At 37.9% G+C, this 23,259-nt stretch carries 20 protein-coding genes; 1 reads left to right on the forward strand and 19 read right to left on the reverse strand.

Annotation, left to right across the window (positions count from 1 at the left end):
• Nucleotides 1-94: 94 nt before the first annotated feature.
• The 18 genes from J2S13_RS05260 to J2S13_RS05345 form a co-directional block, all read right to left on the reverse strand.
• Nucleotides 95-748, reverse strand: coding sequence for a CoA transferase subunit B (locus J2S13_RS05260; protein WP_307256661.1), 654 nt, complete (start codon nt 746-748; stop codon nt 95-97).
• Between the two features lie 90 nt (nt 749-838).
• Nucleotides 839-1,525, reverse strand: coding sequence for a CoA transferase subunit A (locus J2S13_RS05265; protein ID WP_307256662.1), 687 nt, complete (start codon nt 1,523-1,525; stop codon nt 839-841).
• A gap of 15 nt (nt 1,526-1,540) precedes the next feature.
• Nucleotides 1,541-3,094, reverse strand: coding sequence for an acyl-CoA carboxylase subunit beta (locus J2S13_RS05270; RefSeq protein ID WP_307256663.1), 1,554 nt, complete (start codon nt 3,092-3,094; stop codon nt 1,541-1,543).
• Nucleotides 3,095-3,106: 12 nt separating this feature from the next.
• A complete protein-coding gene (locus J2S13_RS05275) occupies nt 3,107-3,889 on the reverse strand; it encodes an enoyl-CoA hydratase (protein ID WP_307256664.1) in 783 nt (260 codons plus the stop codon).
• 16 nt (nt 3,890-3,905) lie between these two features.
• Nucleotides 3,906-4,802 (reverse strand): hydroxymethylglutaryl-CoA lyase, encoded by an 897-nt coding sequence (locus J2S13_RS05280; protein WP_307256665.1) that lies wholly within the window; start codon nt 4,800-4,802, stop codon nt 3,906-3,908.
• A 12-nt stretch (nt 4,803-4,814) separates the two neighbouring features.
• Nucleotides 4,815-5,027: an acetyl-CoA carboxylase biotin carboxyl carrier protein subunit gene (locus J2S13_RS05285; protein WP_307256667.1), complete on the reverse strand. Its 213-nt coding sequence runs from the start codon at nt 5,025-5,027 to the stop codon at nt 4,815-4,817.
• 195 nt (nt 5,028-5,222) lie between these two features.
• The gene (locus J2S13_RS05290; protein ID WP_307256668.1) at nt 5,223-6,578 is read right to left on the reverse strand and encodes an acetyl-CoA carboxylase biotin carboxylase subunit; all 1,356 of its coding nucleotides are present in this window, start codon (nt 6,576-6,578) and stop codon (nt 5,223-5,225) included.
• 28 nt (nt 6,579-6,606) lie between these two features.
• Nucleotides 6,607-8,241, reverse strand: coding sequence for an AMP-binding protein (locus tag J2S13_RS05295; RefSeq protein WP_307256669.1), 1,635 nt, complete (start codon nt 8,239-8,241; stop codon nt 6,607-6,609).
• Between the two features lie 18 nt (nt 8,242-8,259).
• Nucleotides 8,260-9,402: an acyl-CoA dehydrogenase gene (locus J2S13_RS05300; RefSeq protein WP_307256670.1), complete on the reverse strand. Its 1,143-nt coding sequence runs from the start codon at nt 9,400-9,402 to the stop codon at nt 8,260-8,262.
• 74 nt (nt 9,403-9,476) lie between these two features.
• Entirely contained in the window at nt 9,477-10,109 is a 633-nt protein-coding gene (locus tag J2S13_RS05305) for a TetR/AcrR family transcriptional regulator (RefSeq protein WP_307256671.1), read from the reverse strand.
• A 289-nt stretch (nt 10,110-10,398) separates the two neighbouring features.
• On the reverse strand, nt 10,399-11,529 hold the full coding sequence (locus J2S13_RS05310) for an MBL fold metallo-hydrolase (protein ID WP_307256672.1): 1,131 nt from the start codon (nt 11,527-11,529) through the stop codon (nt 10,399-10,401).
• A 457-nt stretch (nt 11,530-11,986) separates the two neighbouring features.
• On the reverse strand, nt 11,987-12,934 hold the full coding sequence (spoVK, locus tag J2S13_RS05315) for a stage V sporulation protein K (protein WP_307256673.1): 948 nt from the start codon (nt 12,932-12,934) through the stop codon (nt 11,987-11,989).
• A gap of 312 nt (nt 12,935-13,246) precedes the next feature.
• A complete protein-coding gene (hfq, locus tag J2S13_RS05320) occupies nt 13,247-13,480 on the reverse strand; it encodes an RNA chaperone Hfq (RefSeq protein WP_307256674.1) in 234 nt (77 codons plus the stop codon).
• A gap of 37 nt (nt 13,481-13,517) precedes the next feature.
• A complete protein-coding gene (miaA, locus tag J2S13_RS05325; RefSeq protein ID WP_307256675.1) occupies nt 13,518-14,462 on the reverse strand; it encodes a tRNA (adenosine(37)-N6)-dimethylallyltransferase MiaA in 945 nt (314 codons plus the stop codon).
• A gap of 160 nt (nt 14,463-14,622) precedes the next feature.
• Nucleotides 14,623-17,004, reverse strand: coding sequence for a penicillin acylase family protein (locus J2S13_RS05330; RefSeq protein ID WP_307256676.1), 2,382 nt, complete (start codon nt 17,002-17,004; stop codon nt 14,623-14,625).
• Nucleotides 17,005-17,190: 186 nt separating this feature from the next.
• A complete protein-coding gene (locus J2S13_RS05335; RefSeq protein WP_307256677.1) occupies nt 17,191-18,855 on the reverse strand; it encodes a glycerol-3-phosphate dehydrogenase/oxidase in 1,665 nt (554 codons plus the stop codon).
• A 157-nt stretch (nt 18,856-19,012) separates the two neighbouring features.
• Nucleotides 19,013-20,506 (reverse strand): glycerol kinase GlpK, encoded by a 1,494-nt coding sequence (gene glpK / locus J2S13_RS05340; protein ID WP_307256678.1) that lies wholly within the window; start codon nt 20,504-20,506, stop codon nt 19,013-19,015.
• A 77-nt stretch (nt 20,507-20,583) separates the two neighbouring features.
• Nucleotides 20,584-21,405 (reverse strand): MIP/aquaporin family protein, encoded by an 822-nt coding sequence (locus J2S13_RS05345; protein WP_307256679.1) that lies wholly within the window; start codon nt 21,403-21,405, stop codon nt 20,584-20,586.
• Between the two features lie 356 nt (nt 21,406-21,761).
• On the opposite strand from J2S13_RS05345, the gene J2S13_RS05350 reads away from it, so the two are divergent.
• Complete coding sequence (locus J2S13_RS05350) at nt 21,762-22,487, forward strand: polyphosphate kinase 2 family protein (RefSeq protein WP_307256695.1); 726 nt, start codon at nt 21,762-21,764, stop codon at nt 22,485-22,487.
• Between the two features lie 197 nt (nt 22,488-22,684).
• Here the strand turns inward: J2S13_RS05350 and J2S13_RS05355 are convergent, their stop codons facing one another.
• Nucleotides 22,685-23,239, reverse strand: coding sequence for a glycerol-3-phosphate responsive antiterminator (locus J2S13_RS05355; protein ID WP_307256680.1), 555 nt, complete (start codon nt 23,237-23,239; stop codon nt 22,685-22,687).
• Nucleotides 23,240-23,259 lie beyond the last annotated feature (20 nt).

Below are 23,259 nucleotides of genomic sequence, written 5' to 3' on the forward strand. Positions count from 1 at the left end.
GCTGTCTCTTAAGCTAAAAAATGGTCTCCTTATCCATTTGAGATAAGGGGGGCCAGTAGCTTTTAGACAGCTCCGTTTTTTTAAAACTCTCCATTTAAAATGAGGCCAATTTTACATCATCACCGATAATTAATGTGGCTTCAGTACAATTTTGGATGTCCTCGACTGTGAAACCTGAGGCTACTTCTACTAATTTCAACCCTTCATCTGTTACATCCATAACCGCTCGATCGGTAATAATTCTCTGAACAACACGTTTCCCAGTTAATGGAAGGCTGCACTCTTTCAGTATTTTAGATTGTCCATGTTTATTGACATGTTCCATGATGACAATCGTCTTTCTTGCACCATGGACTAAATCCATCGCGCCTCCCATTCCCTTCACCATCTTACCTGGGATCATCCAATTGGCTAAATTCCCCTGTTCAGACACTTCCATCCCACCTAGTATGGCTACATCAATATGACCACCGCGAATCATGGCAAATGATTCGGAACTATCGAAATAAGTCGCTCCAGGAATCGTTGTTACTGTTTCTTTCCCTGCGTTGATTAAATCAGGATCAACATTTTGGTCTGTCGGGTAAGGGCCAATCCCAAGAAGTCCATTTTCAGATTGCAATACGACTTGTTTATCATCAGAAATGAAATTCGCTACTAATGTAGGCATTCCAATTCCTAAATTCACATAATTTCCACTTTCAATCTCTCTTTCTGCTCTTCTTGCAATTTTCTCTCGTGTATCCATAGGATGAACTCCCTCCTTTTACCATGTTTATCATCTTGAAGGCACTAGCCCCACAATAGGATATGGTCGGGGCTAGACGAATACATTTTTTTATCGGGTCGTTCTTTTTTCAATTCGTTTCTCCTTTTCTCCTTGGATCATGCATTGGACATAAATTCCAGGAGTATGCACACAATCTGGATCAATCTCGCCGATTTCAACGATTTGTTCTACTTCGGCAATCGTTATTTTTCCAGCTGCCGCCATCATTGGATTAAAATTCCGGGCTGTTTTATTATAAAGTAAGTTTCCCGCCTTATCTGCTTTTAAAGCACTTACTAAGCTGTAATCAGCCACCAATGATTCTTCTAAAAGATATTCTTTTCCATTAAATTCTCTTATTTCTTTTCCCTCGGCGATCGGGGTACCTACTCCAGCGGGTGTAAAAAATGCCGGAATTCCAGCTCCACCGGCTCTAATTTTTTCAGCCAATGTCCCTTGTGGAGTAAGTTCCACTTCGATTTCTCCCGCCAATAGTTGACGTTCAAATTCTTTATTCTCACCAACATAAGAGCTAATGATTTTTTTAATTTGTTTATTTCGAAGCAATAACCCTAAACCCCAATCGTCGACTCCACAATTGTTAGATATGACCGTTAAATCTTTCACTCCAGACTCTGCCAAAGCCATGATTAAATTTTCAGGTATTCCGCAAAGTCCGAAACCCCCGACCATTAACGTCATTCCATCTTTAATTCCACTAACCGCTTCCTGAAAATTTGTATAGATTGTTTTCATCCTACTTCCCTCCTATTAAACGGGATATACACCATGTTTTCTTTCAGTGAAAACTACATATTTTGACATGTAAGCATCTAAGCGACTCGATAATTCTTCACGCAGTCGGTCTGGTTCAACAATATCATCAATGACAAGCTCAGATGCTAAACGGTAGACATCGATATCTTCTAAGTATTCCTCTCTTTTTTGGGCAACAAATTGTGCTCTTTCCTCTTCTGGAAGCTGGGCAATTTTATTCGCATAAACGGCATTTACAGCGGCTTCTGGACCCATTACTGCGATTTGAGCATTCGGTAATGCAATACAACAATCCGGTTCAAATGCTGGTCCAGCCATTGCATAAAGACCTGCTCCATATGCTTTTCTGACAATGACCGTCATTTTTGGAACGGTAGCTTCACTCATAGCCGAAATCATTTTGGCACCATGACGGATAATCCCGGCTTTTTCTACATTCGTTCCGATCATAAATCCTGGAACATCGGCCAAAAATAGAATTGGAATATGGAATGCATCACAAAGATTAATAAATTTCGCAGCTTTATCCGCTGTGTCGTGGAAAAGTACCCCACCTTTAACACGAGGTTGATTCGCAATAATTCCAATCGATTGACCGTTCAGTCGTGCTAGTCCCGTAATAAGTTCAGAAGCAAATAGTTTCTTAATCTCACAGAAAGAGTTTTCATCAATGATCCGGTTAATTAATTGATACATATCAAATGGGGAATTTTGATTTTTTGGGATTAATTCCTCGATCGTTTTGTCAAAGCTTGCTGGTGCTTTCGCTTCAACCTTTTGAGGCTTTTCTAAATAATTGGATGGGAAATAAGATAAATAATTTCGAACATATGAAATGGCTTCTTCCTCTGTTTTTGCTAATACATCCCCACATCCAGATACCGAACAATGCATTTTCGCGCCACCCATTTGCTCGAGTGTCACTTTCTCACCAATAACCATCTCAGCCATACGAGGGGATCCTAAGTACATGGACGCATTTCCTTCAACCATGACAACGATATCGCAAAATGCTGGAATATATGCTCCTCCTGCAGCAGATGGTCCAAATAGTAAACATATTTGTGGGATTTTCCCAGACAGCTTTACTTGGTTATAAAAAATACGCCCGGCTCCTCTTCTACCAGGGAACATTTCAATTTGGTCGGTAATTCGAGCACCTGCAGAGTCAACTAAATATAAAAGTGGGCATCTTAATTTTTCAGCAGTTTCTTGAATACGAATAATTTTTTCAACCGTTCTTTTTCCCCACGATCCGGCCTTTACTGTTGAATCATTAGCCATTACACAGACTGTTTTTCCATGGATTTTTCCAATTCCTGTTACAACACCATCAGCAGGAAGGCTCCCGTCCTTACAATTAGCAAACATTCCATCCTCTAATTGTAGGTCACCGTCAAATAAATGCTTAAGGCGGTCACGAACGAAAAGTTTTCCTTGCTGTTCATTTTTTTCATGATATTTAGGTTGTCCACCCTTTAAAATCTTTGCTTTTTCCTCTTGGATCGCAGACAGAGTTTCTTTTTCCTTAATTTTTGCATCGCTCATTTATAATCCTCCTTATCGACCTTTGTATTGAGGTGGTCGCTTTTCTTGAAAAGCACGTAAACCTTCCATTCGATCTTCTGTTGGAATCAATGCGCTATACGCCAATTCTTCTATTTTCAGTCCTGTCATAAGATCGACTTCATATCCTTTATTTATTGCCACTTTGGCTTGTACGAGTGAAAGCGGAGCATTCTTAGCCATTTCTTTCGCTAGTGAAATCGCTTTTTCAAGCAATTGATCCGGTTCTGCAACATATTCAACAACTCCATATTCAGCTGCTTCGGTTGCATCTAACCGTTTTGCTGTATAAATCAATTCTTTTGCTTTACCTAGCCCAATTAACCGCGGTAAGCGCTGTGTACCACCTGCACCTGGAATAATGGCCAATGCCGCCTCGGTTAACCCAAACTTTGCGGTCTTAGATGCGATTCGGATATCACAAGCTAAAGCAAGCTCTAAGCCACCTCCAAAAGCTACTCCATTCATGGCTGCGATGACTGGTTGAGGCAATGATTCTAAATCATTCACTGTAGAACGAATTAGATGAACAGCTGCTTTAACCTCGTGATGACTCATTCCTTTTCTTTCTTTTAAATCGGCACCTGCACAAAAGGCCTTTTCCCCTTTGCCCGTTATGATTACAACACGAATATTTTCGCTATTTTTGATCGTATAAATGGCATCATGTAATTCAAATAATAATTGCTTTGACAGTGCATTAGCGGCCTCTGGTCTTGCAAGAGTAATCAGTGCAATTCCATTTTCTACTTGATCTACTTGCACAAAATCTCCCAATCTTTCTCCCCCTTTCTTACTTTCTAGCAATGTTCATTTGTTTGCTGTTTAGTTGTTTTCCTAATTTTTCTTCTATGAAAAAGGCTGCATTTAGTAATGCGTCCATATCGATATTGGTATTGATCCCCATCCCTTGAAGCATATATAGTAAATCCTCTGTTGCAACATTTCCTGAGGCTCCTTTTGCATACGGACAGCCACCAAGTCCTCCAAGTGAACTATCAAATTTCGTTAAACCCATTTCTAATGACTGTAAGATATTGGCTAGAGCGGTCCCTCTCGTGTCATGAAAATGCATGGCAAATAAATTAGAATTAAAACGTGTTAAAAGTGCAGACAATAATGCTTCTACTTCAGTTGGAACCCCAACTCCGATCGTATCCCCGAGAGAAATTTCTTCAATCCCCATTTCCAATAATCGGTCAGTAATACGGACCACCTGTTCCACAGGAATCTTTCCTTCATAAGGACAGCCGATCACGGTTGAAAGATAGCCACGAACTTGCTTCCCTTCTTTTTTTGCTGCTTGAACCACTTCCTCCAAAACCGGATAGGTTTCTTCAATGGATTTATTAATATTATTTTTGTTATGACTTTCACTCGCGGACATAAACACACTAACTTCATCAATATTCGCTTCTAGTGCTCGTTCTAACCCGCGCATATTAGGAACAAGTGCCGCATAGGTCACGGACTCCTCACGTTTAAGTCCCTTTAATACATCGACCGCATCTGCAAGTTGCGGAATCCATTTAGGATGGACAAATGATGTGACTTCAATATAAGACAATCCTGTTTTCGATAAGTTTTCAATCCATTCAATCTTATCCTTTGTCTGGATCATTTCTATTTCGTTTTGGAGACCGTCCCTTGGTCCGACTTCCTTAATAGTGACATGTTTGGGAAGTTTCATTGATTTAACCTCCTACTGTAATTCAAGCAAATCTTCGTCTTCGTTTACAAAATCTCCTTCTTGAGCGATCAGTTTTTGTACAACTCCATCTTCTTCAGCCGCAATTGGGATCTCCATTTTCATCGATTCAAGAATGACGACATCTTGACCAGCCTTTACTTCTTCTCCTTCTGACACTAAAACCTTCCAAACGTTACCTGCCATACTTGCTTTTACTGTTGCCATTTTGTATCCCTCCGTATATGCTAATTATTGGGGAAAAGTCTAGCAGGGAGATTTGTATTATCGTCATTCTTTTTAAGCGCCAACTTGAAAAGATCGTTCCGGATTCGGATTTTAAATCTTACTATTTCTATACGCTTCTCCTTGAAACTAGACTTTTCCCTTTTTCCTTTTTTTCCATTGATTGTTGGAAGAAACTTAAATTGTCGCTAATTCTGGGAGATAATATTCTTCCACAAATTTTGTAGTTGTATAGCCTTTTAAAAATTGTTCATGGCTGATCGTTTTGATTAACATTGGAATATTGGTTTTAATTCCTTCAATTTTATAATCCAGTAATGCTTGTTTTAATCGTTTACATGCTTCATCACGATCATTTCCCCAAACGACTAATTTTGCAATCATTGGGTCATAAAAAGGTGTGACCATAGATCCCGATTCAACTGCACATTCGTGACGGATTCCTTCCCCCTCAGGAAGTTGCAGTAAAGTGATTTTCCCTGGATTTGGGAAAAATGTTTTTGGATCTTCTGCATAAATTCGAACTTCAATTGCATGTCCTTTTTTCACGACATCCTCTTGTTTTATGGACAGCTCTAACCCAGATGAAATTCGTATCTGCTCTTCTACTAAATCAAGTCCGGTAATTTCCTCTGTTACAGGATGTTCCACTTGCAATCTTGTATTCATCTCTAAAAAGTAGAAGTTTTGATCCTTATCTACTAAGAATTCAATTGTGCCAGCATTTGTATATTGAATGTGTTTCGCTGCATCCTTTGCTGCCTGGAGCATTTTCTCTCTTGTCGCTTCACTAATGAAAGGAGAAGTTGCTTCCTCAACCACTTTTTGATTTCGTCTTTGAATGGAACATTCTCTTTCCCAAAGAGGAATAATGTTTCCGTAAGTATCGGCTATGATTTGTACTTCGATATGATGTGGTTCGCTAATATATCTTTCCAAATACATCGTGCCATCTCCGAAGAAGGTTTCTGCTCTCTTTTTATTTCCAGCGAATGCTTTGATTAACTCTTCCTCTGAATGAACAAGCTGCATACCAATGCCACCACCGCCTGCCGATGCTTTCAACATTAACGGATAGCCAATTGATTTTGCTCCTACAATCGCTGCCTCTTCATTTTCTAATGGCAGATCCACCCCTTCGATAATCGGGACACCTGCTTCTTTCATTGTTTTTCTCGCTTCAATTTTGCTCCCCATCGAAGTGATTATTTTCGGGGATGGACCAATAAATGTAATCCCTTCCTCTATACAACGTTTCGCGAAAGTAGCATTTTCAGATAATAATCCATATCCGGGATGAATCGCTTCTGCCCCTGATTCCTTGGCTACTTTAATGATTTCTTCTAATTTTAAATAACTTTGATTAACAGGAGGTTTTCCAATACAATATGCCTCATCCGCTTCCCTTACATGTAAAGCCTGTTGATCTGCTTCAGAATAAATAGCAACTGTTTGAATATTCAGTCTCTTGCATGTACGAATTACTCGTCGCGCAATTTCTCCGCGGTTTGCAATTAATATTTTTTTCAACATAGGATCCTCTCCTTTGATGTTTCAAAAGTTATTTTATAAGTGCCATAAACTGTTCTCGTAATCTATATTTCTGAATTTTCCCTGAAGCAGTCATTGGATATTCTTCCGTGAATAAGATATATCTTGGGATTTTATGACGAGAGATTTTGCCATCGCAGTATTCACGTATCTCTTCTTCAGTGACTTTTTCACTTTCTCGCAAAATGATCCATGCTGCTGCTTCTTCACCATACTTTTCATCTGGGACCCCAACGACTTGAACATCTAATACTTTTGGATGTGTATATAGAAACTCCTCGATTTCACGCGGATAAATATTTTCGCCACCGCGAATGATCATATCTTTTAATCGACCTGTTACTTTCACATATCCATTATCGTCCATGACAGCTAGATCCCCTGTATGTAACCAACCTTCTTGATCAATCGCTTCATTCGTTGCATCAGGGTTGTTATAATAGCCTTTCATTACATGATAGCCACGTGTACATAATTCCCCTTGCTCATTTCTTGGAACTTCCTTGTTAGTTGTTGGATCTACAATTTTCACTTCAACACTTGGCAATGCTCTTCCAACGGTTTCGACACGCAGATTGAATTCATCATTCGCACGTGTTTGTGTAATTACAGGGGAAGATTCAGTTTGTCCATAGCAAATCGTGATTTCCTTCATTCCCATGTTGTTAATGACAGCTTTCATCACTTCTACAGGGCAATTGGATCCTGCCATGACACCCGTTCTCAATGAAGAAAGATCATATTTTTCAAAATTCGGCAAATTCAATTCACTAATGAACATCGTTGGAACACCGTGAAGGGCCGTACATTTCTCTTTCTCAACGGTTTTCAACACTTCTTCTGGATGGAACTCTTGAACAGGTACCATCGTTGCACCGACACTAACACAAGCTAGTGTTCCGATTACACAACCAAAGCAATGGAAGAAAGGCACAGGAATACATAGGCGATCCTCTTTTGTTAAATTCATACATTCGGCGATATTATTTGCATTATTGATTAAGTTATTATGCGTTAACATGACACCTTTTGGAAAACCTGTTGTTCCCGATGTATATTGCATATTAATGACGTCATCATAATGGAGAGACTCTTTTCTCACTTCTAATTTTTCATCTGTCACCTGATTCGCCATTTCTAACAGCTGTGTCCAATTGTACATTCCATTATATTGTTTCTCACTTAAAACAATGACATTTTTTAGCAATGGGACGCGCTGTGATTGTAATTGGCCTGGTAAAGAATCTTTCAGTTCAGGACATAGCTCATTGATCGTATCTACATAAGAATGATCGCGGTAATTTTCAATTAAGATTAGCGTTGTAGATTCTGACTGATTTAATAAATATTCCAGTTCGTTTGATCGATAGTTTGTATTAACTGTAACTAGTACTGCCCCCATCTTACCTGTGGCAAATTGCATACTTACCCATTCAGGAGTGTTTGTTGCCCAAATCGCAATATTTTCTCCCTTTTCAATTCCAAGGGCGATTAATGCTTTCGCCACTTCATCAGTGTACTCATTGAACTGTTTGTAAGTCATCCGAAGTTCACGATCAGAATAAACAAGAGCTTCATGATCAGGGTATTGTGCTGCTCTCTCTTCCAGTAATCGACCCATTGTCTGATGGATAAGTTCAGCCATTTTATTAATCCTCCCTTTTTAGCATCCTAATAATCTAGAAATTACGACTCTTTGAATCTCTGAAGTACCTTCTCCAATTTCCATAAGTTTAATGTCACGCAAATGTCTCTCTACATCATATTCACGCATGTATCCATATCCACCATGAATTTGCACTGCCTGATTACATACCCGGAATCCCATTTCTGATGCAAATAATTTGGCAAATGCAGCTTCTTTTGAAAACGGTTTCCTATTATCTTTTAGCCATGCTGCCTTATGAACCATATTACGGGCTAATTCGATTTCCATCGCCATATCCGCTAATTTAAATTGAATCGCTTGGAATTTTGAAATTGGTTGACCGAACTGCTGTCTTTCCTTAGAGTATTGCAAAGCTTTTTCGAAGGCACCTTGTGCAATTCCTACGGATAAAGCGGCAATGGAAATTCTTCCTCCATCTAACGTATTCAAAAATTGACTAAATCCTCTTTTTTCATCCCCTAATAAATTCTCTTTTGGGACGCGTACATTTTCTAGAATGATTTCACAAGTATTGGAAGCTTTTACACCTAATTTTTCATAATTACAATTAATCGTGACTCCTGGAGTATCCGTTGGGACGATAATAGCTGAGATAATATTTCTTCCATTATCTTTTTTCCCTGTGACAGCGGTTACAATTATTTGCCTAGCATAGCCAGCGTTTGTAATCCAGCATTTCTCTCCATTAATAACATATTCATCGCCATCTAATACTGCTTTTGTCCGTGTTCCCCCCGCATCAGACCCTGCGTTTGGTTCAGTTAATCCAAATGATCCTAATGTTTCACCTTTCGCCATTGGAGTTAACCATTCGTGTTTTTGTTCTTCAGTTCCAAAATTGTAAATAGGGCTCGCACCAAGACTAACAGCAGCTGCATAACTTAACCCTGTTCCCCCACACGCTTTCCCAATTTCCTCCACGGCAAGCGCATAGGAAACCGTATCCCCGCCAGATCCACCATATTCTTCTGGGAATGGGATTCCAAGAAGACCTAGTTTCCCCATCTTCTCGAATGTTTCCCATCTGAATGAAGCTGATTGATCCAGCTCCTGTGCAAATGATTTTACTTCTTGTTCAGCAAAATCTCTTACCATTTCCTTAATCATTTGTTGTTCTTTTGTTAATTCAAAATTCAATTTCATTTCCCCCTTTTCCAACTACGCCGAATAGACAGACTAGTCGGTCTCTTATTGTGTTTATAAAAAGCCTGTCAAATTGACGGCTGTTTATGAAGTAATAAATGTTCCGTTGTTAATTCCTCTAAGCCTTTTTCCGTTATTAGGGAATGTAAAATCAAATCAATAAAAATATCTGCAATTTCTTCAATGGTGAATTTGCCTTCTTTGTTGAACCATTTGTAAGACCAGTTAATCATCCCAATAAATGCCATTGTAGAGATCTCTGCAGATACATCCCGAAAATCACCTGATTGCTGCCCCTCTTCAATTACTTGTAAAATAATTCTTCGGTAGCGGTCGCGTTTCTCATTTATTACTGCTTCAAACTCGCCCGCAAGATAAGTGCTTTCTTGATAAAAGACTGTAATATGGAATTTGTATAAATCAAATACTTTTGTAAATGAGTGGATGATTGCACATAATCGAGAAATAGGGGTGTCGTACTGATCATATGCCTCCTGGGCTTTATCAATTACGTAAGAGATAAATACATCATGAATATGATAAAGCAATTCATCTTTCGATTTAAAATTATGATAAAATCCACCTTTTGAAGCCCCTGCTTCCTTTACAATTTGATCTACCGAAACCCCATGATACCCTTTTTCCTCGAATAGAATGAGGGAGGTTTCGACAATTCTTTCTTTTAACGTCTTTTTATTCATATAATCATCCTTTAAATAAATAGTACATTAAACGAGAAAAAAAGTAAAACAAAATTTCAGAAAATATTCACAATTTACATTTTAATGACTTTTTTCCTACTTTTTATCATAGCTGTCCCAATCATTATAAAAAGAACCCAATAAAAAATCAAAGGTTTCTTTTTTTAAAAATTTTAACCCTTTTCATCTTAAATAAAAAATTGAATTCTCCTTTTATCTCAAATTAAAAAAGAGGGAAGATCCTAAAAGTGTTTGATTCATCACTTTTTAGGACCTCCCTCATGTTACCTTAATGTGAATGATGAAGGGCACAACGGTTTGGCCCAATTTCTAATTCTTGTTGTTTGTCACCATCCACTTGTAATTGTCCGCGATTGATTGCAACAATTTCTTCAAAGTTTGGCGGTGTTGATGTCTTTGCATTTTCCACTACAAGTTCAACAAACTCTGTGATTTCTTTATTGTTCATCATATCATTCCGAGAACGAATATTTCCAAGAGTATCACCAATATAGCCTGATTGATTTTTTTCCTCATCCAAACTTGCATAATGCCCTGGTAAGACAATGACATCATCCGCAATTTCTGCTACTTGATTATAGACAGTATGATATAAATCTTCCGCCCATTCCCTCACTTTTCCTCCTAAGTCTGGACGACCTAACCCGCCGACGAAGATTGTATCACCTGAGAAAAGTAGTTGCCCATTTACAAAGAAAGAGACACTACCTGGGGTATGCCCTGGTGTTTTGACTGCGAGTACTTGTAAATGAACATTGGCAAATTGTATTTCTTGATAATCTTCTAATCCATTAAAATCGAAAACGGCTCCTTCACTTTTCATTAAAAAGTATTCAGACTTGGTCTTTTCAGCCAATTCACGGCCTCCCGAAATATGGTCTGCATGTAAATGGGAGTCCACAATATGAGTAATTCTTGCTCCTATTTCCTTTGCGGTTTGTTCATATACGGATAGAAAACGGGAAGGATCGACAACAAGAGCCTCTTCTCCTGAAATCACCATATAAGATAAGCAGCCTTTTCCAACTCGGATAAATTGCAATACCTTCATATTTTCATCTTCATACACTTTCACAGGTTGTAAATATTCACTCCATGATTTCATACCACCCATTAAATAAGAGACTTCTGAAACTCCCGCTTCTTCTAACATCTCCGCTACAAATTTAGAAGATCCTTCTTTTGCACAGACTACAAGAATCTTCTCATCTGCTGGTAATGAAGGCAAAATCTCTTCTACACCATCCAGTAATTCAAAGTAAGGTTTGTTCAATGAAGTGATATTCTTCCCCTCTATTTTCCAGTCTTTATAATCCGCTTCATTTCGAACATCTAAAATAAATAGTCTCTCTTGATTCATTACGATTTTAGAAATTTCAGCAGCAGTTAAAGCTTTCATGCATATTACCCCCTGTGGTATTATTTTTTACAAAAAAATATTTTTTAAACAAAGATATTTATTTTGAAGATCAGCTTTTTCTTCGAACATCCTTTATATGGGAAAGAAAAAGGATTCTAACACTAATAGCCTTCGAATGACCATTCCCCCATTTCAGTATTTCCTATGTGTTTATATTATACCCCTACAGGTATAATGTCAACCCTATTCTTTAAAAATGATTGATTTACTATATGCTACAAGACAAATGCGCAAGCGCCTTGCCCATCGGCGTACGGATTTCGCAAGTTTAGACTGAGATAAAGGAACACTGCGAGGCCCTTCACAAGCTGAAGTTGACTTATCATAGGGAGAAAACGGAGAAATTCGCTAGCCGATAGGCGCTGAAGGCTTGCCTTGGACAACCGTTCAAAATTTTATCGTTTCTTAAACTAACCTCTCACAAACATTCCTTTTTTCAACTTTCACCATCTGGAAATATTAAATCGCTGCTCCGTAGTGTCATTAATTCTTGTCGACTATAATGATTCTGCATAAGGATCCTCATCGCTTGGGAGCGAATTGATTTCTCAATGACATTCCGTACATATCTTCCGTTCGAAAAAGTGGTGGGATTTTTCTCTGTTTTTAAATAGATTAAATGGTCCCTGAATTTTCTTTCAGCATCAAAACTTAATTTATATTCTTTTTCTTTTAACATTTTTTCAGAAATTTCCATAAGTTGATCTACCGTATAATCATCAAAATCAAATACTAATGGGAACCGTGATTCCAATCCAGGATTCAAGGTTAGAAAATGATCCATCTCTTTTGAATACCCAGCTAAGATAAGGATAAATTCATGTTGGCGATCTTCCATATGTTTCACAAGTGTATCGATTGCTTCCTTTCCAAAATCCTTTTCTCCACCGCGCCCTAAAGAGTAGGCTTCGTCAATAAACAAAATACCCCCTATAGCCTTTTTTATTAAATCCCGTGTTTTCTGCGCAGTATGCCCGATGTATTCTCCCACAAGATCTGCTCGTTCTGCTTCGATTAAATGACCTTTTGATAAGACATTCATTTTATGAAATAATTTCCCGATGATTCTTGCCACCGTCGTTTTTCCTGTCCCAGGATTGCCTTTGAACATCATATGAAGCGCTTGTTTCCCAGCTTTTAGCCCCATTTCTTCCCGCTTTTTATTAATATAAATCCAAGCATAAATTTCTTTGACCATTTTTTTCATATCATTCAATCCTACAAGAGTTCCCATTTCCTCTTCAATTTCATGAAGTGCTGCATGCTCTTGTGGAATCGTCTTTGGAACAACTTCTTTCCGTACTTTTTCTTGTTTTTGCTTAGCATTGGAGCTTAATACAATATTTATTTGACCATTATTTTTCATTCGGATTGGTTGATCCAAAGCCATCACCTCACTATCCAAACGGTTTCCACTTGGAGTTCATCCCTTACATTTCTTTATATTTCATTTCCTATTTCGCATGTTTTCGACACAATTCTTCAACAGTGAAAAATAAACACCGTTTTTGTCAACTTTTGCGCTTTCCCAAGAAATAATTTTCCCGTTATCTACATCTTATTCAGCTCATGAGCATTTCATTAAAAGAAAATGAGTTTTATGATGAATGATTTCATTTTTTTATTCCAAAAAATCAAAAAAGCGTGTACAATGTCTGAAAACATCATACACGCTATTGCTGCTACGGGTTAAAAATTATTCTTGTTCTTCATATTGAATTTGCACATTTCGTTGAGGTGCAAAAGTAGAAATGGCATGTTTATACACAAGTTGCTGCTTCCCATCCGATTCAAATAAGACTGTAAAATTATCAAATCCCTTTATATAACCACGTAATTGAAAGCCATTTAATAAAAACACCGTTACTAAAGTTCCGTCTTTACGCAATTGATTTAAAAATTGATCTTGGATATTAATTCCCTGTTTCATGTCAAATCCTCCTCTATTCTCTCTAAATTAAAGTATTCTATTTTAAATGGAGCTTTCCTGCAATAAAATCTGAAATCTCATGGATTTTTTTTGTTTTTTCATTTTCTAAAGTTAAATCAAACCATTCTACATCCATTTTATTTCGGAACCAGGTCAATTGTCTTTTGGCATAACGACGTGAATTTTGTTTTAAGCGATCGATAGCCTCTTGTATAGTAGTTTCTTGAGCCAAATAGGCATAAAGTTCCTTATATCCAATCGCCTGAACAGCTTGGGTATCACGTATACCCCTTCCCCACAAAGTTTCCACTTCATTTAACAATCCCTGCTCCATCATCTGATCCACTCGTTTATTAATCCGTTCATATAATTGATCCCTTTCCATCGTTAATCCGACGATGGCCACATCATAAAGGAGTGGCGGATCCTCTTTTTGTTGGGAATCGGACATCGCTTTCCCTGTGCTATGGTAAATTTCTAACGCACGGATGACCCTTCTGACATTGTTTGGATGGATTTTCTCAGCACTTAAAGGGTCGATTTTTTGTAACTGCTGATACAAAAACAATTTCCCCTTCTCTTGACAAAGGTTTTCTAGTTGTTGCCGGTAGGTATCATCACAAGGGGCATCGGAAAATTGATAATCATAAATAACGGATTGAATATACAATCCTGTTCCACCTACAATAATCGGTAAATGTCCCCGACTGGCAATTTCGGTTATCTTTTCTCTAACTACTTGCTGATATTCTGCTACAGAGAAGGCTTCCGTTGGATCTTTTAAATCTAATAAATGATGACTAATTCCTTCTTTTTCTTCTTCTGTAACCTTTGCTGTCCCAATATCCATTCCCTTATAAATTTGCATGGAGTCGCCACTAATGATTTCTCCTTGAAATTTTTTTGCTAGGTGAATGCTTAGTGCTGTTTTCCCAACAGCAGTAGGACCTATGATGACAACGACTTTTTCTTTCTTGTTCAACGAACCCACAGCCTTTTATGTATTATACTTCATCCATATCCTATCATAATATATTCATTTTGTTGAACACATTGAATTATTTTACCCAATTTAGCGGAAAATAAACCAAAAAAATAAAACAATGGGGGAGAAGGCGTTTTTTCTTCCTCCCCCGTCCTTGTTATTTCATTGGTTTAAGTACTAATGTATGTTCGGTCTCGAGCGGAAGAATCGTTGTTTGATGATAATTCCCTTTTATCCAATCATCGATTTGGTCGTGGTACCAAGCACTTTTCACATGACCCGATTGACCTGGCCCCACAATATGATACCCTTCCGTTATTTTATTGGTATCAATTACAAACCGCCAAGACGCTCCGTGATGAACGATCCCATTTTGACGATAACTTGCCGCCTGAACGGTTACTTGACTTCCACTAACCATGTTCGGTTTTTCAGGGTTGAATAGCTTCTCTATTAAATATTTTCCGGCACTTAGCGGATGCTCAAAATAAAGTTGATGGTATTCTCCCCATTTCCACTCCTTCATATTTTCTCCGAATTCTTCTTGCAGTTCAGACAATACATTCGCTAAAGATTTTTCTAGAACCTTTTCAACCCCTCCCTTATCTTTAAACCATGTGGATTCATGTTCCCCTTTTAATGCTTGTCTTAGCAATTCATCGACTATTTGTGTTTTTCCTTCAAACAGTTTTAACATTTCATTAGGAATTTCATTTTCAAACAAAACATGTGGAATTTCCTTCATCCACAAATGAAAAATTAAGGGGGCGGCAGAATCTTTATGATCCTCGTAATTCCACTTTTCCAATAGGTGAATGGCCTGTTTTTCATCATTGGTTAATGAATTTTTTTGTAATTCCTTTATCATCATGGGAACAAATTCTTTCGCATATAAATTTTTCGTATCCATCTGTAATTTTTTCATATCTTGGATTGAAAAGGTCTCCTTTTCTTTTAACACTTCCTGTATACGCATTTGCCGATAGGGTTGGGCCCATACATGACTAATATGATACGGATAATCGTCATTTATCACTTTATTATTAGCTGTGGAAATAAATCCTTCTTTTGGATTCACTATTTTCGGAAGTTCATCAAAGGGAATATATCCTGTCCATTCATATTCATCGGTCCACCCAGGTACAGGAAGTAGTCCATCCCCTTTTTTGCGAATGGGAATTTTCCCGTTCGCTTTGTAAGCAATCGTTCCATCCTTGGCCGCAAATACAAAATTCTGTGTAGGAGCATGGAATTCTAGAAGGGCCTGTTCAAACTGCTCCCAATTTTTTGCTTTATTCATCTGAATAACAGCCTCTAGCTCTTTTGTAGGTTCTAGAGCTGTCCATTTTAGACTTAATACGGCATCTTCTTTATGGTCTCCTAAAAAATCTGAAAGGACAGGGCCATGTCTTGTCTCTATTACTTTTAATTTAATGGTTTCCTCATCTTTTACTTGAATGGATTCATGGATGATTTTGGCCTTCTCCCATTCTCCATTGTATAGAAATTGATTGGGTGAGTTTGGATGCCTTTTTTCAATATATAAATCTTGGACATCTGGGCCAGTATTTGTGACTCCCCATGCAATATGTTCATTATGTCCTAAAATAATCCCAGGAACTCCAGCAAAGATGACTCCACTTACATTCAATTCATTCGTTTGCAGGTGCATTTGATACCAAATAGAAGGAGTACTTAAGGATAAATGTGGATCATCTGCTAGAATGGGTTTCCCGCTTTGACTCTTTTCACCGCTTACGACCCAATTATTACTCCCGTTAAACTCTGGGGGAATGACGATGTTCGCAAAACGATTTTCTACTTCTAGTTCGACACCTCCATAGTCTGATAAAATAGTAGGGGCATCTTTCGGGTAACTTGGTAGGAGATCATTTGCTTTATCTTTCGGTAAATGTTCTAATGCCCAATAACGGAAAGCTTGACCTTCCCAATGACCCCCGAGATCAAAGGCCATAAATTTTCCAATCGTTAACGAATCAATGACCGTCCATTTTTTAGGTTGATAGCCTAATAATGTAAATTCCACTGGGAGCTTTTTCTTCGCCTTCGCTTCTTTTAAATAGGCATTGACTCCATCTGCATACCACTGGAGAATTTGCTTTCCTTCTCTTGAATACTCATCATATGAGGCTTCTGCTGCTCTTCGTAATCCTAATGTGCGAAAGTATTTATCCCGATGCACTGTTGATTTCCCGACTACTTCACTTAAACGGCCTGAGGCTTGTCTTCTTGATAAATCCATTTGAAACATTCGATCTTGGGCTTGAATGTATCCTTGAGCCATGTAAAGATCCTTCTCACTCTTCGCTTGAATATGTGGCACCCCATATTCATCACGCTGAACGATGACTTCTTTTTCTAAACCGTTTATCTCAAGGATCCCGTTTGTGAATGGCAGTGACCTAGAAAGATAGACTTGAATGAACAGATAACCCCCAACAGCCGCAATGAGTACTAGAATGGCCAGCCAAAAACTAATCTTCCTCCAACCTTTCCTATTTGCTATTTTTCCACTCAAACATACCCCCCCTTTTCATTCATCATATTAATAAGAGGGGGTGGAAATGTTAATGAGTGAGAAAAAATTTTAAAGAGGCATGATCAGATAGTTAACATAATAATATTATTGTAATATTTAATGAATAAAAAGAAACGGCCTTATAAGGAATGAGTATCCTTATAAGACCATTTCGAAAAAGCAGGATTATTTTTGAAGGTCAACAGGTGTGACAGCATCTTTTAATTCTTTTTCTAACTCAGCCACATAACGTTGTTTTGTTTCTTCATCCCAATTTAATTGTTTTGCCATTAAATCAATGACTGGTTTTTTCCATTCATGCACCCATTTGATATTGAAGAATAAGGCACCTGTACGTCGGATAAAAAAGTCGACAGGTTTTGCAACTAATTCTTGGGTGATTGCGTACATCACTTGTGCATAAATGGCTGCAGGTAATGTTTTGTCTCCATCTGTTTGATATTTTTTCGCCAACTCGAATAATTCATCGACATTAGAGCCATATTTATGGGCAAGATAACGTCCATCTTCAATAGATAATCCAAAGTTTTCCGCTTCTTTTCCTTTTTCTTCAATGAAGCGACTTAAATTATTCGATCCCCCAACATGCCCACCAGATATTGGCATATTTCTTGTTTGACAAGCGCGATATTGACCGTAGTTTTCTCCCTGAAGTTCTTTCGTTACGCGATCGACAACTGTTTCAGCCATTTTACGGTAACCAGTTAATTTACCACCCGCAATAGTAATGAGGCCGCTATCCCCTTCCCAAATTTCATCTTTACGAGAAATTTCAGAAGGATCTTTCCCTTCTTCATAAATAAGAGGACGAACCCCAGCCCAACTTGATTCAACATCCTTTTCTGTGACCTTAATTTCTGGGAACATATAACGAATCGCTTTTAACACATAATCACGATCTTCGCTTAACATTTTCGGATGTGCTTTATCCTTATCAAAGAACGTATCAGTTGTACCAACATATGCTTTTCCATCACGAGGAATAGCGAATACCATCCGCCCATCTGGAGTATCAAAGTAGATAGCTTGACGTAATGGGAAGACAGATTGGTCGATAACTAAGTGAATCCCTTTTGTTAATCGTAAATTTTTATTATTAGTAGAATAATCTTTTTTGCGTACATCATCGACCCATGGACCAGAAGCATTTACGACTTTTTCAGCACGAATAGAGAAAGTGTCTCCACTTAAAAGATCTTGAACGCGTGCTCCTTTTACTTTTTTATGGTCATCATATATAAATTCCTCAGCTTTTACATAGTTGATGGAGTGAGCCCCATGAGCAACTGCGGCTTTCATCACCTCAATCGTTAATCTGGCATCATCTGTACGATATTCTACGTAATAACCGCCGCCTTTTAACCCTTCTTTTTTTAATAAAGGTTCAAGGTTAGAAGTTTTTTCGGCAGAAAGCATCGTTCTCCGTTCAGATTTTTTTACACCTGCCAAGTAATCGTAAACTCTTAAACCAATTCCTGTACTGAATTTTCCAAAGGTTCCTCCTTTATGAATAGGTAAAAGCATCCATTCTGGAGTTGTTACATGTGGGCCGTTTTCGTACACAATCGCTCGTTCTTTCCCAACTTCTGCTACCATTTTCACTTCAAATTGTTTTAAATAACGAAGACCACCATGTACAAGCTTCGTAGAACGACTGGAAGTTCCTGCAGCAAAATCCTGCATTTCTACAAGGGCCACTTTTAATCCACGTGTAACAGCATCTAGTGCAATCCCAGCTCCTGTTATTCCTCCTCCAATGACTAGTAAGTCAAATGTCTCGCTTTTCATTTTATTTAATATATCTTCTCGTTGTAAGCTTGAAAATGTCATTTTACATACCTCCATATAGTTATCATTCCTTTTTTTCTAAAAAAAACACGAAGAGACCTGAACTATCATTATGGTAGTTTTCCCCCACAATGTAGCTAGGTCTCTCTTCGTCTCCTGACACTCAAATATTAACTTAAGTATATTATATCAGAAATCTTTAGTTTTTAAAAGCCATAGTTGCTTGAATGGCTGTTTTCCAACCTTTATATAATTCTTGTTGTTTTTCTTCGTCCATCTTAGGTTCAAATTGTTGATCTAAATTCCAATGAGTCGCAATATCTTCTCGATCTTTCCAGAATCCAACGGCTAGACCTGCAAGATAGGCTGCACCTAGAGCGGTTGTTTCATTCATAATTGGACGTTCTACAGGAACATTTAAAATATCACTTTGGAATTGCATTAAGAAGTTGTTCTTTACGGCCCCACCATCTACACGTAATGTTTTCAAAGCAATTTTTGAATCAGCTTCCATTGCATCCAACACATCTTTCGTTTGATAGGCAAGAGATTCTAATGTCGCACGGATAAAATGTTCTTTTTCTGTTCCTCTCGTTAAACCGAATACAGCTCCCCGAACATCACTATCCCAATATGGGGTACCCAATCCAACAAAAGCTGGAACAACATAAACACCCTCTGTTGAATCTACATTTGTCGCATATCTTTCACTTTCTTTTGCTTCTTTAATCATTCTCATCCCATCGCGTAACCATTGGATGGCAGATCCCGCCACAAAAATACTACCTTCTAAGGCATACTCTACTTTTCCATCAATCCCCCATGCAATCGTTGTTAATAAACCGTTTTCGGATTGAACTGCTTTTTCTCCTGTATTCATTAACATAAAACAACCAGTTCCATACGTATTTTTGGCCATTCCACCTTCGAAGCATGCTTGGCCAAAAAGTGCTGCTTGCTGATCCCCAGCAGCTCCAGCGATCGGTATTTCTTGACCAAAGAAATGGTGTGGAATGGTGTTTGCATATACTTCAGAAGAAGGTCGAACTTCAGGAAGCATCTCTTTAGGGATGTCTAAAATATTTAAAAGTTCATCATCCCATTTTAATTCATGGATATTATACATTAATGTTCGTGATGCATTGGAATAATCCGTTACATGGGCACGTCCACCTGATAACTTCCAAATTAGCCATGTATCAATCGTTCCAAATAATAGTTCACCTTTTTCTGCACGTTCCCTAGCGCCTTCAACATGGTCTAAAATCCATTTGACTTTTGTTCCAGAGAAATAAGCGTCGATCAATAAACCAGTCTTTTGACTGAATATATCATTTAATCCTTTTTCCTTTAATTCCTCACAAATTTCCGCTGTTTGACGTGATTGCCAAACAATCGCATTATAAATGGGGCGACCTGTATCCTTTTCCCACACAACGGTCGTTTCCCGTTGATTTGTAATCCCAATTCCAGCGACTTGCTCAGGTCTAACATCTGCTTCTGATAAAACGGTTGCAATACATGCTAAAATAGTCCCCCAAATTTCATTTGCATTATGTTCGACCCAACCAGGGTTTGGAAAATGTTGAGTAAATTCTCGTTGAGCCACATGAACAATTTCACCTTTTTGGTCAAAAAGCATCGCACGTGAACTAGTAGTTCCTTGATCTAATGAAAGAATATATTTTTCCATTTTAATTTCCTCCTTATTTTTCCTCATATTTCTATTTGATTTGACTACTTTATTACTTAATTTTCAGTTTTCTTCATTCAAATAGAATCTTGATGTAAAGTTAATTTTGCTTGGCGATGTGTCATCATAGAAGCAATGATGAAAACAATGATTGATACGACAAGTACTCCCCAAAAGGCAGGAACGACATTTCCGATAAATACAGCTTGATAAAATAATCCTGCAAATGATCCTCCTAGCATAGGCCCCACGACTGGGATCCATGCATATTTCCAATTGGATGAACCCTTTCCTGGTATCGGTAAAATAAAATGAGCAATACGTGGACCTAAATCACGTGCAGGATTAATGGCATATCCTGTTGTTCCACCTAACGATACCCCAATCGCAACAATTAGCAAACCGACAATGAATGGATTTAATCCATCTGCAAATTTATTGGCTCCAATGGTTAAAATCCCTAATACTAAAACGAATGTTCCGATAAACTCACTCATAAGGTTGGCAAATGTGTGTGGAATCGCTGGTCCTGTTGCGAAAACACCAAGTTTCGTACCAGGATCTTCAGTGACTTTCCAATGAGGTAAGAAGTGGAAGTAGACGATCGTTGCACCAATGATCGCTCCAATCATTTGAGCCACTATATATCCAAATACTTGTGACCATAAAAAATCTCCATTAAATGCTAAACCTAATGTTACAGCTGGATTTAAATGAGCTCCACTAAATTGCCCAGTGGCATAGACAGCAAATGTAACCGCTAATCCCCACCCAATGTTGATGACTAACCATCCTGCCCCATGTGCATATGATTTTTTCAAGTTTACGTTCGCACAAACCCCTCCACCTAACACAATTAATAAGGCGGTTCCTACTAATTCAGCTAAATATGGTGACATGAAATATTCCTCCCCAAAAGCTTTTCTTTAAACGTTTAGAAAACAAAAAGACCCACAAAAATCTATCTACTAATTAGCATTACCTAAATTAGTTCAAGAATTTATGTGAGTCTCATTTGTTCTCCATCACAAATTATTAACTTGTATATTAAGCTTAAAATATATTGAAAGCGGTGTCAATCGTTTTTTCTATTAAAATCTATAGAAAAAACAAAAAAATCGCTCTTGTCAATTATCTTTCCTGTAAAAATTGGAACAAAAATTGGACAAAATCCCTATAATCATAATAGGATAATAATAGTATTTAATAGAAATGAGGGGTTAAGTTGGAAAAACGATTGGATTCTGTCGATTTAATGAAGAAGATCGATGACAAAAAGACGTATAAAAAAAGATTGAAAAAGTATCAATTACGTTTGCTTAGGTTACAACAAATCCTATTCCAGGAGAATATTGGAGTTATTTTTGTCATGGAAGGGATGGATGCGGCTGGAAAAGGGGGAGCGATCAAGCGCGTGACTGAACGACTTGACCCGCGAGGATTTCGGGTTCAGCCCATATCAGCCCCTGCTCCTCATGAAAAAAGATACCATTATTTACAAAGATTTTGGAGAAAGTTACCGAAGTATGGTCAAATAACCATATTTGACCGCTCATGGTATGGTCGTGTTTTAGTCGAAAGAATTGAGAAATTTGCCACAGAGGAAGAATGGCAGCGTGCCTATCAAGAAATTAACCAATTTGAAAAAATGTGTACAGATGATCGCTATATTATCGCCAAGTTCTGGTTTCAAATTGATCAAGAGGAACAGTTAAAACGATTTAAGGAGAGAGAAAATAATCCGCTAAAAAATTGGAAAATAACCGATGAGGATTGGCGGAATCGGGAAAAATGGGATCAATATCAAGCAGCTGCCGAGGAAATGTTTGCTAAAACAGATGTTCCTTCGTCCCCTTGGTTTATTATTGAAGGAAATGATAAACGATATGCTAGAGTCAGAACTTTAGAAATTATGGTAAAGTATATTGAGCAATATTTAAATGAAAAAGGCATAAAGATTCCAAAAAGTGACGAAGCATAATCGTCGTTCAAATGGAACTAGCCGGCTGTCTTTAAGAGACGTTTCCATTTCGAATTCGCATTTTGAAATGGCACACTTTTTTGGACAGCCTCCCATTTAAACATTTTGGCTAATGATCCGTTTCTGTGATAAGATACTCGTACTATTAGCTTTGTCTCAATCTTTCGGATTATTAAACATCTGAGTAATTTACCGCTTTAACTATAATGCTTCCATAAACTTTTATCCGAAGTGGTAATGGCGGAAGCTCCCGCATTTAATGCCTGCTCAACTTCCTCTGGATGGTCAATTAATCCACCAGCAAAAATAGATTTTCCAGTTCTTTCATACATCTCACTAATCGTTTTAGGCACAACACCTGGAAGGAGCTCAATATAATCTGGATTTGTTTTCGAGATGAGTTTTATACTTCTTTCCAGCGCACTTGAATCGATAATAAACACCCGTTGAACTGTAAATATTCCTTTTTGTTTCGCTTTCATGATGACATTCCCTTTTGTTGAAATGATTCCATACGGTTTCACATATTGCGCAAGAAACTCTGCCGCATATTCATCACTACTTAACCCATGAATGAGATCGGCATGTAAAAACATCTTTCGGTTATTTTGTCTAGCATAATCAAAAACACTTTTCAACATTCCAATATGCATATCTAAAAAAACACCATACTCATACTGGGTTTTTAGCATTTTGTCAAAATCCTTCATTGAACGGATAGCTGGTAATATTTTTTGCCCTTTAAAGCTCAATTCCCTCACTCCATTTAGAA

The sequence above is a fragment of the Oikeobacillus pervagus genome, assembly GCF_030813365.1.
In the GTDB taxonomy this organism is placed as follows: domain Bacteria; phylum Bacillota; class Bacilli; order Bacillales; family DSM-23947; genus Oikeobacillus; species Oikeobacillus pervagus.